12 protein-coding genes are annotated in these 17,552 nt (G+C 46.5%); 8 read left to right on the top strand and 4 right to left on the bottom strand.

What is annotated here, in order from left to right:
* Nucleotides 1-113 precede the first annotated feature (113 nt).
* The 3 genes from QMA13_RS22510 (at nt 114) to QMA13_RS22500 (ending at nt 3,531) form a co-directional block, all read left to right on the top strand.
* A complete protein-coding gene (locus QMA13_RS22510) occupies nt 114-1,406 on the top strand; it encodes an ABC transporter substrate-binding protein (protein WP_282935980.1) in 1,293 nt (430 codons plus the stop codon).
* A 215-nt stretch (nt 1,407-1,621) separates the two neighbouring features.
* Nucleotides 1,622-2,641 carry a LacI family DNA-binding transcriptional regulator gene (locus QMA13_RS22505; protein ID WP_282935979.1) on the top strand — a complete coding sequence of 340 codons (1,020 nt, stop codon included), beginning with the start codon at nt 1,622-1,624 and terminating at the stop codon, nt 2,639-2,641.
* Between the two features lie 161 nt (nt 2,642-2,802).
* On the top strand, nt 2,803-3,531 hold the full coding sequence (locus tag QMA13_RS22500) for an SDR family oxidoreductase (protein ID WP_282935978.1): 729 nt from the start codon (nt 2,803-2,805) through the stop codon (nt 3,529-3,531).
* A gap of 96 nt (nt 3,532-3,627) precedes the next feature.
* Here QMA13_RS22500 and QMA13_RS22495 read toward each other — a convergent pair whose 3' ends face one another.
* A complete protein-coding gene (locus tag QMA13_RS22495) occupies nt 3,628-4,341 on the bottom strand; it encodes a 2OG-Fe(II) oxygenase (RefSeq protein WP_282935977.1) in 714 nt (237 codons plus the stop codon).
* Nucleotides 4,322-4,882, bottom strand: coding sequence for a methylated-DNA--[protein]-cysteine S-methyltransferase (locus QMA13_RS22490; RefSeq protein WP_282935976.1), 561 nt, complete (start codon nt 4,880-4,882; stop codon nt 4,322-4,324). The genes QMA13_RS22495 and QMA13_RS22490 overlap by 20 nt, the downstream gene beginning before the upstream one ends.
* A gap of 239 nt (nt 4,883-5,121) precedes the next feature.
* Between QMA13_RS22490 and QMA13_RS22485 the strand changes: the two genes are divergently transcribed.
* Nucleotides 5,122-6,138: a globin-coupled sensor protein gene (locus QMA13_RS22485; RefSeq protein ID WP_282935975.1), complete on the top strand. Its 1,017-nt coding sequence runs from the start codon at nt 5,122-5,124 to the stop codon at nt 6,136-6,138.
* A gap of 87 nt (nt 6,139-6,225) precedes the next feature.
* On the opposite strand, the gene QMA13_RS22480 is transcribed toward QMA13_RS22485, so the two are convergent.
* On the bottom strand, nt 6,226-7,638 hold the full coding sequence (locus tag QMA13_RS22480; RefSeq protein WP_282935974.1) for a helix-turn-helix domain-containing protein: 1,413 nt from the start codon (nt 7,636-7,638) through the stop codon (nt 6,226-6,228).
* A 240-nt stretch (nt 7,639-7,878) separates the two neighbouring features.
* Between QMA13_RS22480 and QMA13_RS22475 the strand changes: the two genes are divergently transcribed.
* Both QMA13_RS22475 and QMA13_RS22470 read left to right on the top strand, forming a co-directional pair.
* Nucleotides 7,879-9,168, top strand: a complete 1,290-nt coding sequence (locus QMA13_RS22475; protein WP_282935973.1) for an MFS transporter — start codon at nt 7,879-7,881, stop codon at nt 9,166-9,168.
* Between the two features lie 30 nt (nt 9,169-9,198).
* On the top strand, nt 9,199-10,605 hold the full coding sequence (locus QMA13_RS22470; RefSeq protein ID WP_282935972.1) for a M20 family metallopeptidase: 1,407 nt from the start codon (nt 9,199-9,201) through the stop codon (nt 10,603-10,605).
* A gap of 225 nt (nt 10,606-10,830) precedes the next feature.
* On the opposite strand, the gene QMA13_RS22465 is transcribed toward QMA13_RS22470, so the two are convergent.
* Nucleotides 10,831-12,147: an ABC transporter substrate-binding protein gene (locus QMA13_RS22465; protein ID WP_282935971.1), complete on the bottom strand. Its 1,317-nt coding sequence runs from the start codon at nt 12,145-12,147 to the stop codon at nt 10,831-10,833.
* 276 nt (nt 12,148-12,423) lie between these two features.
* Between QMA13_RS22465 and QMA13_RS22460 the strand changes: the two genes are divergently transcribed.
* Both QMA13_RS22460 and QMA13_RS22455 read left to right on the top strand, forming a co-directional pair.
* On the top strand, nt 12,424-13,440 hold the full coding sequence (locus QMA13_RS22460; RefSeq protein ID WP_282935970.1) for a LacI family DNA-binding transcriptional regulator: 1,017 nt from the start codon (nt 12,424-12,426) through the stop codon (nt 13,438-13,440).
* 250 nt (nt 13,441-13,690) lie between these two features.
* On the top strand, nt 13,691-17,497 hold the full coding sequence (locus QMA13_RS22455; RefSeq protein ID WP_282935969.1) for an Ig-like domain-containing protein: 3,807 nt from the start codon (nt 13,691-13,693) through the stop codon (nt 17,495-17,497).
* Nucleotides 17,498-17,552 lie beyond the last annotated feature (55 nt).

The raw sequence follows: 17,552 nt of genomic DNA, 5'->3' as shown, positions 1-17,552 counted from the left end.
TGCAGCTACACTGACTCAAAGGTTAGCTGCTTTTGGATAGCTTAATGACTTAAAAAGCGTATTTGTACGGAAAAATGGTAGCGCTATCATTAAGTGGAGATGAGGGTTATAAGATGAAACGAAAACCATTAATGTTGGGCTTCGCACTGTTAATCGCGATGATGAATGTTGGCTGCAGCAAGGATTCGGCCGGGTCGAAGGATAGCGGAAAGACAGAGATCGTATCGAATGATCCTGTAACATTGCTGGTCTATTTGCAGGCCGCTGTAAGCGAGGAAGACTTTAAGCTGTTGTTTACCGATCCGGTCAAAAAGAAATATCCGAACATCACGTTAGAGGCGATACGTCCGAAGACAGGAACGAAGCTGGCAGACTTGATTACAGCAGGTACGATCCCGGATCTTATTGCCGCACCGAATGCCGATATTTGGGCGTTCAATACATTGGATCTGCTTTATGATATTACGCCTCTCGCTCAAGCGCGAAAGGTAGATTTGAATCGGTTTGAGCCGGCCACCCTTGAGGCCGTGAAATCGGATAAAGGCGAGCTGTGGGCGCTTCCGTACGCCATGGAATTTAACACGATGTATTACAACAAGGACATTTTCGACAAGTTCGGTATTGCTTATCCCAAAGACGGCATGACCTGGGACGAAACCATCGAATTAGCCAAAAAAGTGACAAGGGACGTCGACGGTGTCCTGTACCGCGGATTGGATGTGGTTAACAGCAATATTATGGGCTTTCCGTTCGCTTTATCCTATGTTAACGGAGTGACGAACAAGGCAAATATAAATAACGATCAATGGAGAAAGATATTCGATCTAACCAAACAAATTCAGACCATTCCCGGAAACGAGCCACCTAGCCCTGAGCCGAGTACATCGGTTGTAGCGAATTATTTCGTAAAGGATAGAAATGTGGCGATGGTCGTGTCCCCTAACCTGATGAAATATTTTGGTGAATCCGCCACAGGCTTGAATTGGGATATTGCTCAATATCCAAGCCATAAAGATAAACCGAACGTCTCTGGTAAGGTTGACGCACATGTTCTTACCATTACCAAGCCAAGCAAGCATAAAGAAGACGCGATGAAAGTATTGGAAGTGCTTACATCGGATGAGGTTCAGCTGCTGAACGTGAAAAATACTTCCAGGATATCTCCTCTCAAAAATCCTGAAATGCAAAAGCAGTATGGTGCGGATATGCCGTTCTTGAAAGGGAAAAATACTCAGGCTATTTTTAAAAGCAAAGTGGTGGCGCCGCCGGTATATTCTCCTTACGAGAGTGATGGAAGCAAGATTGGGAAGCAGAAGTACAAAGATTATATGACAGGCTTGATTGATGCGAACACGGCGCTACGTCAAGCAGAGGATGAGATTAATAAGGTGCTTGCAACCAAATAAGATTATTATTGGTTGCCTAAATTCATTGTTCTGGCGGCCGAACTGCCCTATACCCATATAGGTGCAGTTATTTTTTTGGCTGAAAATAGAAAAACTGGTTATAGGAATGAATTCTTAGCATGAAATTAAAGGATATTCGAACGTGAATGCAGAATGGTATAAATGCATGATCAGCTTATAGAACCAGGTAACGGAATAGCGCAGAGGTGAACTTAATGAGCAGGCGAGTAAGACAAGAAGACATTGCCAAGGAGCTTGGACTCTCCATTAATACCGTATCTTTGGCATTAAAGAACAGCAAACGAATCAATGAGGAAACAAGGCAAAAAGTACAGCAGGTGGCGAAAGCTTTAAACTATATACCGAATTCCATAGCTCGTTCTCTCGTAGAGAAAAAAACAAAAGTAATAGGTTTTATCGTACCGAAAATAACGAATCCAGTTCAGATAGAGACAGCTCAGCTTATTGAACGAAAATTGATCAAAAAAGGCTACAATATGATGCTTATGACGACCGACAGCGATATAAACTATGAATCCTATGCATTGGATATCCTTGTATCGCGCCAGGTGGATGGATTATTCCTATTCCCTACGAATAAGCAGAACCAGGAAAAAATCAAAATGATGCGGAGCGCACATATCCCCATTGTCCTCCTGTCTGGAGGCAACTACGAGCCCGCAAGCGATTCCGTCTATATGAATCAGTTTAAAGGCGCCTACATTGCGGCATCCCACTTAGCTCAGTTAGGTCACCGCCATATCGGCTTTATTCACGGAGGAGTAGGCAATGTAGAGAAATTTACGGGATATCAGCAAGCGTTAATGGACCACGGAATTGAATTCAACCCAGAGCTTGTTGTATCCGTCGATAATTTCAACTATGAGCAGGGGTATTTGTCTGCGGCAGAGCTGATACCTGCTAAGAAGGTGACTGCCCTGCTGGCGTCGAGCGATTATTTGGCTCTTGGGGCGCTGCGTTGGTGTAGAGAACAAGGAATGCGTGTTCCTGAGGATATTGCAATCGTCGGTTTTGACAACCTGGAGGCGGCTCAGTACGCCGAAATACCGTTAACTAGTGTAGCTTATAGAGTGGAGCAGTTATCCACTTCCGCCGTGGAGTTAATGTTCAAATTACTTGCTGAGCAGGATAAGTTCTCTACGCAGCAGCCTGAAAGAATTGTATTCGAGCCAGCTTTGGAAATCAGGAGCTCCTGCGGCTTTAAATTAAAGTAAATGAATTGACACTATGTCGTATGTCATATAACATTAATTTTATAATAGGAATGGAACTGCCGCTAACCTGTATAGGTAAGGCTGCTTAAAAAAATACATGCGGATGTATTTTTTTATTTAACCCATTATATTAACGTTAATATTAAATGAGGTGGTTACAAATGGAACTGACTGGAAAGATAGCCGTCGTTACAGGGGCGAGCTCGGGGATAGGTTTAGCAGCAGCAAAAGCTTTATATTCACAAGGAGCTTCTGTCGTTTTATTGGCAAGAGATGAGCAAAATCTGCAAAATGTGATCCAGTCGATGGATCCGGATTCGATGGGTAGACTGACCGGTATCGCAACCGATGTCAGAGATGAAGCATCCGTGCAAAATGCGATAGAGCAGACGATATCCTTATACGGACAAATCGATATTTTGATTAACGCGGCTGGAGTGAGCTTGCCTGATAAGCAGCTGGTTCAGGACGTAGATCTGAACCAATGGAAACGAATTATGGAAACGAATTTAACGGGTACCTTTCTCATGAGCCGTGAGGCATTACTTCGAATGAACGAAAGAAATTCCGGATACATCATTAACATTTTATCTACATCAGCTTTTCAGGCCTCAGGAGGAGACAGCATCTATGCTGCTTCCAAATATGGGGCAAGAGCTTTAACGGAATCGATGATATCAGCAAACCGCCGTTCGGGAATCCGAATTTCTTCCATCAGCCCAGGTGCTGTAAACACCAACATTTGGAGTCATAAAACAAAACCGGTTTCCCAGGAAACGAAGGATACGATGTTAAAGCCTGAAGATATTGGTGAAATGATTGTTTTTCTAGTTACGAGACCTTCCTATGTTCATATTGAAAATATGACGGTGACTTCTTGGCTTCGATAAAACTCTTAAGTCAAGGGAGTAGAATCCGCACAAAATGGAGAGCGCCAAGTTCTATGAACTAGGCACTCTGCCTGCGTAAGCGGTTGAGTAGCCCATTCATTGAGCATCATGAAAGATGATTCCCAAACTATACCTCGTTCCCGATGTAACGGTACTGACCCCGTGTCGGAGAGTCGTTTTATAATAACCGCGAGTTCCAAGAACGGGGCGATGTTGGGTCGGAAAGATAATTCCTTCGCCTTGCTCTAGCGTGAGAACACGGCCTCGGCTTTGGGCCCGGGGTCGCTGCTCTACGAGCAGAAATTCGCCACCGGTGTAATCGTTCCCGCGTTGATTCAAAGCGAAAACAACCTGAAAAGGGAAATACACAGCTCCATATAAATCCTGGTGCAAACAATTGTATCCATCGGTCTCATATTTCAGAATGAGTGGGGTAGATCGGGTCTGCCCTTCCTTATGGCACTGCTCCAGAAAAGGTTCGAGTGATTCCGGGTAGGCGGGGCTTTCGCCCAACTGCTCGAGCCAACGATTGGCTGTTTGCGCCAAGGGTGGATACATGCCTTCGCGCAGCACCTGAAGCAAAGGGGGCAGGGCTGAGCCATAATATTTGTACTGCCCGATTCCAAAGCGATATCTAGCCATGTCGATGGTGCTTCGAAATTGACTTTCATCCTCGTACGTTCCGATGACTTCCAAGCACTCCGTTTTAGTTAACAAAGGAGGAAGCTTGGCATAGCCGTTAGTGTCCAACGATTGTTGGAGCGAGGCCCAATCCAAATCAGCGATACGTTTACTGATGTGCTCCTGCATGAGTTATCCCTCCTCCAGCACTTATGCCGCATCGTTCAAGCTCCAGCAGTCGCGTCTTCATATCCATGCCACCGCGATAGCCTGTTAATGCTCCGTTCTTACCAATTACACGATGACAAGGTACAGTAATTAACAATGGGTTTGCCCCAATGGCCGCACCGACAGCACGGACAGCAGCTGGCTTTTGAATTTGGCCGGCAATATCCGAATACGATTGGGTCGCACCATAGGGGATGCTCCTTAGCGCACTCCATACGGCCATTTGAAATGGCGTTCCGTGATAGTCGAACGGAATTGAAAACTGGGTACGATTCCCCTGAAAATATTCGATGAGTTCCTCTACATAAGCCTGAAGCCCCTCATCATCTCGTTTCCACGCGGAGTCGGGAAATTTGATATTTGCCCACTCGCTTATTTCCGTGAACGGCTGATTGTGCGAGCCAACATAACATAATCCTTTTGAAGTAGCCGCGATGTGTACATTCCAATCGTTGTAAGTTAATAATGTCCAATACAAAATACGTTTCGCAGAGCTTTCCATGAGCATCCACCTCCACGAACAGTATAACCCCGTATTGGAGGCTTTGTACGTATTTTTGAATGGAAGAGCAAGATATCAAAAGACTTGGAAGGGAGTCAGATAGTCAAAGCTGCTACTTTTCACTTTCCTGGTATAAAGTACCTATATCTTATAGTCACCTAGATGCCGATATAGTAACATTATAGAGAGATAGTATGATTTATCTCACATTTTATAAGAGAAAGTAGTTGAGCAGCAGCGTGATCAAACTTGGGGCAGAACGACTGAAGCAAATACAGTATATTGGAATTACCGAAAACGATCTTCGGCTGTTACATAGTAAGGAAAGCGATTTCAGATCGATCGTACATGACCTGGTAGATGAGCTGTACCGGCAAATTGCCGCAGAGACTGAGCTTCTTCAAATCATACAGCGTCACAGTACATTAGAGAGGTTAAAAGAAACGCAGCGCAGCTATTTTCTGTCCATGACTTCAGGAGTTTTGGATGAAGCCTTTATTGAAGGACGGCTGTTTATTGGAAAAGTGCATTCACGTATCGGATTGACTTCAAATTGGTATTTAGGCACTTATATTATTTATTTGGATATAGCTGTCGCCCATCTGGAGAAAGTGCTGCCCAACGATTGGAGACCGGTTATCCATGCGTTAACCAAAATGTTTAATCTGGATTCCCAACTGGTGCTGGAAGCTTATGAGACGGACGAAAAAGCCAAGATCGAAAGCTTGGTGGAACAACAAAATCAGCTGCTTACCGGAGTCAGCTCTGCGGTTCAGGAACTGGCTTCTTTAATGGTGCAGTTGAATGAAAGCAGCCAATCGGTAGCCGTATCTGCAAGCAAAACGGCTGATTTTCAAGACCAGACGCATCAAAACCTGGTCTATTTGGGAAAAGAAGTCGAATCGGTTCACCAAGTGGGTGCGATCATAAAAGAAGTAGCGGACCAAACGCATTTACTAGGTTTAAATGCTGCTATTGAGGCGGCCAGAGCCGGGGAACATGGTAGAGGCTTCGAGGTCGTTGCCAATGAAGTGCGCAAACTGGCTCACAGTACCAAAGAATCCTTGGGCACTATTGATGAAAAATTAAAAAATATACATACGACCTTGGCTCGCGTCCAAAAAGACTCGGGGCAAACCTCCGTTTATTCCAAGCACCAAGTTGATAATTCGAAAGAGCTGGCTTCCTTCGTGAAGCTGATTGAAAAGGTAACGGTGGAGCTTGAGGAGCTTGAGAAGACAAGCGAAGTAAAATAAGTAAGCAGAGAAGACCGCCTGGCGACTTAGCCGGACGGTCTTTTTTGTGATGTTATTATGGATCAACTAGTTGATCCTATAACAGGGCTAACTTATTGGGAAATGAATCTTATAAATTTTCTTCGGTCTGCCTCGCAATTTCTCCTGTTTCTTGTAGGCGATTTGGGCAATACCCTTTTCCTCCAGTTGATTCAGAATGCGATTGGCGCTGCGAATGGTGATGCCAAGATGAAAGGCGATCTCTTCAGAGGTCAGCTCGCTGCTCTCCGTTTTGGAGATGACGGCCATAATTTTTTGAATCTGCAGCGTCGAAATGTCCAGCATCTCGCTTAGCCGTTGGATTTGCGGATTGACCTCGTTCAAGTAGGCTAGGTTCGTATCTTCGCCTAACGGTCCTATCACTTGTCCGCTCATTTGAATGACATAAGTGCCTCGAACGGGGCTGGACTCGGACTGTTGGTTAGCAAGCTGGGCGTTCATCCGCGCTTTATACATCGTATCGCCTGTCCCCCAACCCAAATTTACATCGAATGGAACGTGCTGGTTCAGGAAAGCCATCAGCTTGCAGCGGGTGAAATTGTCGGTAATGATTTTCAGATCCTTGGCTGAGCTAATAATTTCAAAGCTGACGTTTGATTTTTGAATAATAAGCGGGATCTTCTCTTGCATCGTAAATTCCAGCAAGCTTTTGTGCAGAAGCATCGTTTTCAGTTCCAAATCATTCATGGCCGAAGGCAAGTCGTTCAGCTTGTGAATGGACACGTAGCCGATAGCGATTTGATTATCCGCCAGCTTGATCATTTCGATTTCGGTAATGATAAGCTCGAACTGCTGGATGATCGACTTATGGGAAGGTACCAAGTAAATATGGGGTACGCCCTGCTGCTCGAGCCTGGGCACAATGTTCCCGACACGAGTAATCGAGAAATCGATTTTGTTTTCTTTCCAGAGTCCAATATGGTAATCCGACAGCTCCTGATAGATTCGGTCTGTGATGACAGTGTACGGATAAATTTGCGGAAAATGATCAGGGGCCAGAATCGGCTTAAGCCCCAAATAATCGTTATGGCTCATTATAAAATCGATGCAGACACGAGAGAAATCAATATCCTTGCGTTCCACACTGAGCTGAAAGAGGCATTTGTAAAAGTCTTCCTCGCTGATTCTATAGATATAGGTGGGAACAGGGAAGGAGCCTTGCAATCTTTCTTCTAAATAAAGGTAACCTAATTCGGTGATAATAATTCCATCTACATGAGCATAGTGCCGATTGTAGTGATCGTAGGTGTCGCTTAATTGCGAATAAGTCAAAATTGTCAGCTCACAACGGTCTTGTAACGATTGTTGTACTGCTTGCATCCGCGGCAAAAACTGGTGCGCAATGATAACAGCTAATCGAATCAAATGGCGAGCCTCCCTTACTCTATGAATAAAATGATGGTTGATTGCAGTAGATTTGCAGTTGTTGGATTGCTTACGAACCGTCAGTTTCGACAGCATGATTCATCTTTCTATTTATTATAACGAAAAACAACATGTAATGAAAACGATGAAAACCTAAAATTTCTATGTAACAAAAGGTTACATGCATATTGCAATAATTTTAAATGTAGTTTATATTAATTTTATACAAATGTCCAAAAGGTGTCTAAAAATAAAAAGAGCCATCGAAAAGGCTTGGGGGAGGCAGAACAGAACACAGCTTACACTTCAAAGAAAACGCTATCAGGGAGGCACACTATGGAAAACAATTCAGCTATCGTCAACCGCAAGTATTTAATTCTCGGTCTTTTATGTTTTACATGGATCATCAATTACTTTGACAAAATTGCCATAAACGTGGCTGCAATTCCTATTTCCAAGCAGTTTGGGTTAAATGAATCTCAAGTCGGTCTGATCCTCAGCAGCTTTTTCCTTAGTTATGCCATTATTCAGCCTATCGGCGGTTGGTTGTCGGATAAGTTCGGATCAAGAAAAGTTATTCTTGCTTCCGCCTTGATGTGGTCCCTTTTCACGATCATGACAGGATGGGCTTGGTCTTTCACAGCACTTTTGGTCATTCGCTTCCTGTTCGGTATCGGGGAAGGAAGCTATCCTTCCGCCAGTACGGTAGCGGTTGCAGAGTCATTCCCGCATAAGCAGCGGGCAAGAGCTAAGTCAGTCTTGACCTCTGCGACGACGATCGGCGGTATGCTGGGCTCCCTGATATCGGCCTTCCTTATTACCAAGCTAGGCTGGGAGAATATGTTCATGGTTCTTGGGGTAGTAGGGCTTGCGGTATGTGTCATTTTATTTTTCTTCTTAAAGCCTCCGATTCAAGAGAAGAAGACAGCAGCTCAAGCTGCTAAAGTGAAAGTTCCGTTCAAAAAGCTCCTGACAAAGCCGCTAATCTGGCAGATGATGCTTATGTATTTCGGCTCCAGTATCGTTACTTGGGGAATGAACTCTTGGATGCCAACTTACTTGGTTAAGGTGCGTCATTTAAGCATGGTTTCTATGGGGGCTTTGTCTTCCATTCCTGCTATTGTTGCTTTTGTAGGTGTGCTTGTGCTTGGCTGGCTGCTGGATAAGAAGTTTTTGGCTGGCCGTGAGAAGTATGTCATTATGATCGGTGCCCTTGTTTCATGCTTATGCATTTATTTGATGTTCCAGGCACCGTCGATATCTTATGTCGTTTTTTACCAATGCTTAGCTGCCTTAGGTTCCTTGGGCGTTATTACCCCAGCGCTTACGATGCCATTGAAGTATTTACCTAAAGAAATCGTAGGTTCTGCAACGGGTATCGTCTATTTCGGAGGCCAAGTAGCGGGGATCATCGCACCTTCACTGATGGGTTATATGATCCAAATCAATAACGGTTCTTTTACAGCTGCGTTCTGGGTCATGATTGTAGCTATGATCGTACCATTTATTACAGGAATGACCTTGCGCACAAAAGGCTTGTCTTCAGATCCTGAGAACCGTGACGAATCACAATCAGGAGGCTCCATCGGAACGAAGGAAGAAGCAGCACCGGAATTCGTTAGATAACAGCCCAGATAAACATAGGAGGGATACAGGATGAGAGGCAATGAACAACTAGCCGCTATTATTGAAAGTAAAAAAGATTTTTTTATTCAAATCAGCGATAAAATATGGGATTATGCAGAAACACGCTTTGAAGAAAAGCAATCTGCTGAGCTGCTGTGCCAAGCGCTAGAGCAGGAGGGCTTTACAGTCGAACGCGGCGCCGCGGGGATTGAAACGGCTTTTATAGGAAGCTTTGGGAGTGGGAAGCCGGTTGTAGCCATTCTAGGTGAATTTGACGCGTTGTCCGGCCTTAGCCAAAACAGAGGAGTCGCAACGCATAATCCGGTTCAAGAGGGTGGTAACGGCCACGGCTGCGGCCATAATTTGCTTGGCACAGGTTCGCTGGCTGCTGCAGTTGCGCTGAAGCAGTATATGGAAGAGCATCAGCTCCCAGGAACCATTCGATATTACGGCTGCCCAGGGGAAGAGGGAGGCTCCGGCAAAACGTTCATGGCAAGAGAAGGCGTGTTCAACGATGCGGACTTCGCGCTTTGCTGGCATCCAGCACCGGTGAACGGCATTATGCCGGGCAACTCACTTGCGAATTATCAGGTATATTTCAAATTCAAAGGCCGCAGCTCCCATGCCGCAGCAAGTCCGCACTTGGGAAGAAGCGCATTGGATGCGGTAGAACTAATGAATGTTGGTGTCAATTATTTAAGAGAGCATGTCATTCAAGAAGCCCGAATTCATTATGCCATAACCAATACCGGCGGTACCTCACCGAATGTGGTACAGGCTAATGCGGAAGTGCTCTATTTGATCCGTGCGCCTAAAACGCCTCAAGTGGAAGAAATATACCAACGTGTCTGTGATATCGCACGTGGAGCTGCATTGATGACGGGCACACAGCTGGAAATCGTGTTTGATAAGGCGTGTTCGAATTTGATCGGCAATTCCACCCTAGAGGAAGTTATGCATAAGCAGTTCGCTGAGCTGGGCGTACCGGTCTTCAATGAATCTGAGAAGGAGCTTGCCAGGGCAATTCGAGAGACGCTAACTGAAGAAGACTTGAAGATGTTCCGCCGTTTAAAAGGCTTAGAAGACAAGGAATTGGCTGACTTCCTTTTGCCGTTCTCGATGAAAGGGATGAATGTTGGCTCAGGGTCGACCGACGTGGGCGATGTCAGCTGGATCGTACCAACCGCCCAGTGCGTAACGGCCTGTATGGCTATCGGAACTCCATTCCACACCTGGCAGCTGGTAGCTCAAGGAGGTACATCGATAGGTCACAAAGGCATGCTGCATGCAGGGAAAGTCATGGCAGCAACTGCACTTGAGGTCATGCAAAATCCGGAGCTGCTGGAAGCCGCTAAGGCTGAGCTTAATCAATACCTGGAAGTGGAGCCCTACGTTTGCCCGATACCGGCTGATGTTAAGCCATCGGCTGTGAAATAACTTATGCGAACTGAACTCATTTTACTTTTATACCTGAATCAAATCGGACACCATGCGAAGTATTCGACGCATGGTGTTTTTTTGTACGGACATGAAACGCTAGGCATGCCGACATCCTCCGGTAGAAGGCGTTCGTAGTGCTATATGAGATTCGCTTTGGAATATAAAACAGCCGCTAATAGTCAGCTATCGGCGGCTGTTTGCTTGTGTGTTCCACAAATGAAGCTACTTTTTCTCGGCGAATTTCTGAGTAATTTTCTCATCTGCTTGCCTCAAAGCGGTGTTGACGTCAATGTTGTTTAGAATCATGTCGGTGAAGGCGTCGTTAACGATATTAATGGCATCCTGCCTGATTGCATTGTTCAAGCCTTGTGCACGCGGAGGTTCGATTGGAGCATAAGTGTTAAAGTAAGCAGCTTCAAGGTTTTTGCCTTTCAGCTCTGGTGCATCCGTACCAAAGGCTTTACGGATTTCAGGCTTGTTGACGGGGGTGAGCAAGCCTTTCTTGGAATTATCCATCATTCTTTCGTCGTTCATTAAATACATGATAACTTCAAATGCTTCGTCCTTATGCTTGCTCGTTGGTGTAATTCCCCAGAAGGTAGGGCTGCTTTGCTGACCGACTTTCGGTTTGTCTTTAAAGGTAGGCATCGAGACGACGTCCCAGTTCAGGTTGGGCGGGAAATTGACTTGACGTCCATAGCCACTGATAAGGGTTGCGACGTTTAATTGTTTCTCAAATTGTTCGACCTCAGGAGTAATGGATCTTGTGTTCGTCGGACGGTTATTGCCAGGAATTTTATAGATTTTATCTAAAGTGAGCAGAAGCTGTTTCCACTGATCGTTATTGACATTAGGTTTATCCTCGGTCGGGATGAGAGGGGAGATGGACAGCTGATTTTCCCGCAGGATGGTGCTGTAGAAGCTGCTCATGCCGCGGTAAGATGTACCGTCCACGGTTCTTGTCATAGTCCGTGCCAGCTCATAAGCATCATCCCAAGTCATTCCGTCTTTCGGGTAAGGAACGCCAAATATATCGAATATGTCTTTATTATAATAGAGTACGGATTGGCTGATTTCTTTTGGAATCCCGTAGATTCCTTTGCCGCCCGTGTAATATTTTAACGTTTCCAGAGCTTGCGGATAGTAACGGTTCATATCGTAATTATATTTTTTGATGAGATCAGTTAAATCATAATCAAGGCCAAGCTGTTGAATCGTGTTGACGAAGGAGGAGTGTACAAACCATGTAATATCAGGAGCCGTACCGGCAGAGACGAGGTCGTTCAGATTGGTTCCATTGCCCCGTTCAATATATTTTGGAGTGATGTATGGAAACTTCTGGCGTATCGGATCTCCGATTTCTTTATTAAACGTTTCCTGGCTCATACCTAAATGTGATGCGAAGACTAACTCGAAAGGTTCTTTTTTCGTTTCCGCCGTAGATTTTGGTGCCGGTTCGGTACTGGTAGAGCTGCTGCACGCAGATAGGGCTATGACGGCAGCTAAAGAAGCAAGAGAAACCATTTTTGTTTTACGCATACTTAAAAAACCTCACCTTCGTTAATATTTGTTTGATAATAAGGCGGCAAGCAACAAAATGATAACGCTATCATATCTCTATAAAGCATGATACCAAAACTCCCCCGGATAGAAGTGTTTAATGTTTCCGGAAACTTTCTAATCCAGTTTATACCACCAGCTACTCATTTGTAAATCGTTTTGAGGAAATTTTCCTATTGTTGACAACCATATAGCCTTTCGCTACGATGGGATAAATATCAGAAACGTTACAGATCGTTTCTTAAGGGGATTTACATGGCTAACTTACAAGATATTGCTACCAAAGCGGGAGTATCCAAGGTGACTGTTTCCAAAGTTATTAACAATTACGAGTCTGTTTCTTCGGCGACACGGGAGAAGGTTCATCGAGCATTGCGAGAAATGAACCTTCATGCAAGCGATTTGAAACGGTCCAAAGACAGCTCCATGATGATCGGAATGCTGATGCCTCTAGGCGACATGAGCGGAAACCGGTTTAGTATGGGAATATTGGCCGGTGCAGAAGAGAAGGCGCTAGAGAAAGATTATTTTATATTGATAGGCAATACCGTAAGTATGGAGAGAGAAACGAAGGTTGCTGCCAAAATGCTTCAGCGGGATGTGGATGGACTCATCTTATTAAGTGTTAGCCCCGAGCTAGAGGGCAAGCATCTGGATGAGCTGATTCATAATAGGGTCCCTGTCGTTTTGGTGGACCAGACGTTCAAGGATTTTCCCGCTCATGTCGTTCGTGGAGACAACTTTGCCGCTGCCATTAAACTAATCGATCATCTGGTGGAGCTTGGGCATCGTCGCATTGCCTGTATCACCTTGAATCCGACACGGTCTACTCATGTGGATAGAGTGAAAGGGTACCGAATAGGTTTGATGAATGCCGAGATTCAAGGACAAGAAGAGTACTATAGAACGGTAGGCAAAGGAATTAACTCCTATGAAGCAACTCGAAGATTGCTGACGATGGAGCAGCGACCAACAGCATTGTTCGTTGCCCAGCCGTCGATGCTGATGAACGTATTTAAGGCCGTTCAAGATCAGGGCTTACGAGTCCCAGAAGACGTTAGTATTGTGGCGTTTGACGAGCAATACGCAATTCTTCCGGATGAGTATCGGGGATTCTTCACGTCTATTAATCAGTCGGCCAAGTTGATAGGAAGCATGGCGATTGAAATATTGTGCCAGCAAATGAACGATGCTTCGTTGGAATATCAGGAAATTATTTTGCCTGGGGTTTTGAACATCCGTAAATCATCGGGACCGGCACCCGCGATATGAGAATCAGGCTCACCATGGATGAGGGAACCGCGCGGTTGTGCGGTTTTTTTGGCATATCCGGAAGATGACTGGAAGAGAAAGTTTCTAGAAATGATTTGCATAAAGGGAATATATGGTATAGTAGAAAAGGAGAGGAGGGACGTTTAATAAGAAGAATTTGCTTTTGTTTTATGATAACGCTTACACACTTACTGACATTCAATTGCCCATGTAGAACAAAACCAGTTCATACGAGAAAGGTGATGATTTCGTGTACACCGTCCGTAAGCCGCTTTCCATTGGTATTATAATGTTTCTTATCTTTACATTAATGCTTCCGCTCCAAGGGCTCTTTCCGCATGCCGCTGCTGCGGCTGAGCTGAATTATGCTCTCAATAAACCAGTCCCGGGAAAAAGCTCGGATACCTCTGCTGGCAGGGCAACTGCCGCTGTCGATGGGAATGCCGGCACGTATTGGCAGCCACTTGCAAGCGACCGCGGGGATGACCTGAATGTGTGGATGACCGTGGATTTGACGGTACAGCAAACGTTTCAAAGAACGGTATTGGACTTCGCTGGAACTCATGGCATTGTGAGCGGCTACACCATTCTGTACTCCAATAATAACAGCAGTTGGACACAGGCGTATTCTCGTGACAGATCGACTGGAGCGATTCAAGCTAAGGAGATGGCCAGCTTCGCACCGGTGACTGCACGATATATTAGAGTTTCGATAAACTTGACTCAGAATTCGCTTTTCAAGCTGGCAGAATTCGAAGTGTTGGGAGAAGGAGGCTCCGGCTCTCAGCCCGCTTTAAAAAGAGCTTACATTTCCGCTGCAGCAGGTCAGGAATATGCTGAGAGTACGACCATTAAGCTCAATGTTAATGAACAGACTCCGCTGCAGCTTCGCGGCATGCTTGTTACCGGAGAAGAAGCGGATTTATCCGAACCGGATTTTGTCACTTCTATGCAAAGCTCCAAGCCGGATGTTGTATCAATTGATTCGACAGGAAAAGTGACGGCTTTGAAGGCTGGAATTAGCCAAATTACGGGAACCATCGTACAAGGCCCAATCACGATGTCGACCTCCATCTGGTTTGATATCACCGATCCGGTACAGCTTATCGCCGATCTTCAAATAACCCACCCAACGATGGAGATACAGGTGGGACAACCCGCACTGGTGAAGCCAGGGGACCCGTATCCGACCCTTCAGGTTAAACCTTATGTTGAAGGTGTATTGAATGGAGAGCTGGTAGACAGCGCACAGCATAAAGTGTACCAGCTTCCGGAAACCCAGTTAAGACCGGGTGAACCCATGCAGCTGGCTATTCCTGGAGCCGTCAATTCTATCGGTGAGCATCAGCTTCGCCTGACGGTGACTTCTACAGGCCAGGCGTCCGTATATGACACGTTCTATTTCTTCTCAGTGGATGCCAGCACGATTCCATCCGGTCAAAGCCATCTAGCATTCATAGGTGCGGACGGTAAATTGGTGTATACGCCGGATTACAAAGGAAATAAATTGATCGATTACTCCAATTCCGGCTATATGGGTGGGGGAGTTCCGCTGCCTGATGTTCCGGTCCGAGTGACTTTGAGCCCGACCGCGGAAGGGGACGATACGCAGAGAATCCAAGCAGCCATCGATGAAGTGTCCCAGCTCGCTCCGTCTGCCGAAGGATTTCGCGGCGCAGTGCTCCTCTCTAAAGGAACATACCGGGTAGGCAGCAAGCTGTTTATCCGCACCGGAGGCGTCGTCCTTAGGGGTGAGGGTCAGGATGCAAATGGAACGATTCTTTATGCAACCGGTACGGAGCAGCGCAACATTCTGGAGATTGGCGGCGCAAGCGGGCCGGTCATTAGCTCGACCGTCAAGACGAGCATTACGGATCTGTACGTGCCATTGGGCTCACGAAGCTTCCGAGTAGCCGATCCCGGCTTGTTTAAAGAAGGGGATACGGTCATGGTGCGCCGAAAAGGAAATGACCGTTGGATTCACGAGCTGCTGATGGACCAAATTACAGACAGACCGGGGACGACGGACAGTACACAGCAGTGGGGTCCATTCGATCTTAACTTCGATAGAGTCATAACGAAGGTGGAGGGCAACGTCATTACGGTAGACGCGCCATTGGCTAACTCGATCGAGCTGCGCTGGGGCGGAGGCGAAGTATTGGCCTATAACGATGCCGCGCGGATTCAGCAGGTCGGTGTTGAACATTTACGCGTCGATGTGAACTTTGATCCATCCATCGTTAAGTCCGATGGCGGCGTCAATTATTACGCGGATGATAATCATCCGGAGACATTCATTGCGTTCAAAAGCGTTAAAAATGCATGGGTTCGCGATATCACGGCGCTTCATTTAGGCTATGCCATGGTCTACACCGGAAGAGATACGAAGTGGACTACTACCCAGGACAGCTCAGTTCTCGAGATGGCGAGCACATTGGACGGCGGACGCAGATATCCCATGTTCTACGAAGGACAGCTTGGATTGACCCAACGGGTCAATGTCGATACAGCCCGGCATTCCTATATTGTCGGAAGCCGTGTGCCGGGTCCTAACGTATTCCTGGACGGCGTAGCAACCACGCAGTTTGCTACTAGCGAACCGCATCACCGATGGTCAGTCGGCGGCTTGTTCGATAACATCGATGCCAATATTGCCATTCAAGACCGCGGTTGGCTGGGAAGCGGTCACGGCTGGGCCGGAGCCAACTGGGTGGCATGGAATACGAAGGGCGGTCTGGCTTTGCAGAATCCGCCAACCGCACAAAATTATGCCATCGGTTTTACCGGCAAAGTCAACAAGCCATACCTGCCTAACAAAGACGATCTTAGACCGCGGGAGGGCGGGTACTGGGAAAGTCTTGGCACCAGCGTATATCCGAGAAGCTTGTACTTGCAGCAGTTGGAGGATCGGAGCGGCAGCAGTGCCGTAAGCAATATTCAGAAAAGCAGCTATGGCGAACCGGCGCTAAGCAGCTTGAGTATAAGCGAAGGAGTTCTCACTCCTTCCTTCACACCTAAACAAACTAGCTACGAAGCAAGTGTTACTTATAGCGTCTACAAGCTCACAGTGACTCCAGAGCCTGTTGATACCGGCGCGAAGATATGGGTGAACGGAGCGGAGGCAGCAAGCGATCAGCCGAGTACTGAGATAGAGCTTGGAGTAGGAGCCAATACGGTTCAAGTGGCTGTGTATTCCCCTAGTCTTAACGCTTCTCGCACCTATTCGCTGAAGGTGAACCGTGAGCAGCCGCAGCTTCAATCTGTTGCTCTCAAGCCGAAGTATGTTTTCGTTAGAGCCGGAGAGGCCCAATCTACAGAGCTCCAAGGCATATATGAAGACGGATCAGCAAAGCCGATTGCTGCAGGAGCAGCTTATCAATCATCGAGTCCGGGTGTTGCACAGGTTAATGCAAGCGGTGTTGTGACAGGTATTGTCCCAGGAGTAGCCACGATAACCGCCCAGCTGGAAGGAAAGAGCGCCAATGCCAAAGTGATAGTATATGGCCGACCTGTACAGCTGGTTGGAATTGACCTGGATTCCGAGCGATATTACATAAAGGCTGGGGATGCCCATCAGACGGTTGTGCAGGCTGTTTATTCAGACCGGAGTCAAAAGCGGGTCACCGAAGGGGTCACATACCGTTCCTCTCATCCGGACATAGCTCAAGTGGATTCCAATGGGCTGGTGAGAGGTATCAAAGCGGGAAAAGCGGACATTATCGTAACCTATGGCGGGGAGCAGGAGAGAGCCAAGGTGACGGTGCTCGGGAAAGACGGAGGTCAACCGGTGAAGGTAACCCATATTGAGCTTGATGACGATGCTTACTCGTTAAAGGTCGGGCAAACTCATACAACCGTGGTCTATGCCAATTTTACGGATCGCAGCAAGAAGAAAGTGACGGATGGGGTAACCTATCGCTCATCGAATCCTGCCATCGTTCAAGTTGATGCTAATGGGACCGTCAAAGCTTTAAAGGCGGGCAAGGCTGAGATCATCATTGAATATGATGGGAAGCAGGCAAAGGCCAAACTTACGGTGACTTCAAACAGCCATTGATTCGGACATGCTGAAGATTAGACTTGTGCCAGCAAAGGTACGAGCATCCGAGGGG

This window comes from Paenibacillus sp. RC67 (genome assembly GCF_030020805.1).
Classification (GTDB): domain Bacteria; phylum Bacillota; class Bacilli; order Paenibacillales; family NBRC-103111; genus Paenibacillus_S.
This window is presented reverse-complemented; position numbering and strand designations above follow the sequence as displayed.

Bases quoted from the DNA above. Each gene is read 5' to 3' on its own strand.
- QMA13_RS22510 (WP_282935980.1), top strand. From the start codon at position 114: ATGAAACGAAAACCATTAATGTTGGGCTTCGCACTGTTAATCGCGATG.
- QMA13_RS22475 (WP_282935973.1), top strand. From the start codon at position 7,879: ATGGAAAACAATTCAGCTATCGTCAACCGCAAGTATTTAATTCTCGGT.
- QMA13_RS22460 (WP_282935970.1), top strand. From the start codon at position 12,424: ATGGCTAACTTACAAGATATTGCTACCAAAGCGGGAGTATCCAAGGTG.
- QMA13_RS22495 (WP_282935977.1), bottom strand. From the start codon at position 4,341: ATGCAGGAGCACATCAGTAAACGTATCGCTGATTTGGATTGGGCCTCG.
- QMA13_RS22480 (WP_282935974.1), bottom strand. From the start codon at position 7,638: ATGCTGTCGAAACTGACGGTTCGTAAGCAATCCAACAACTGCAAATCT.
- QMA13_RS22470 (WP_282935972.1), top strand. From the start codon at position 9,199: ATGAGAGGCAATGAACAACTAGCCGCTATTATTGAAAGTAAAAAAGAT.
- QMA13_RS22490 (WP_282935976.1), bottom strand. From the start codon at position 4,882: ATGGAAAGCTCTGCGAAACGTATTTTGTATTGGACATTATTAACTTAC.
- QMA13_RS22500 (WP_282935978.1), top strand. From the start codon at position 2,803: ATGGAACTGACTGGAAAGATAGCCGTCGTTACAGGGGCGAGCTCGGGG.
- QMA13_RS22465 (WP_282935971.1), bottom strand. From the start codon at position 12,147: ATGCGTAAAACAAAAATGGTTTCTCTTGCTTCTTTAGCTGCCGTCATA.
- QMA13_RS22505 (WP_282935979.1), top strand. From the start codon at position 1,622: ATGAGCAGGCGAGTAAGACAAGAAGACATTGCCAAGGAGCTTGGACTC.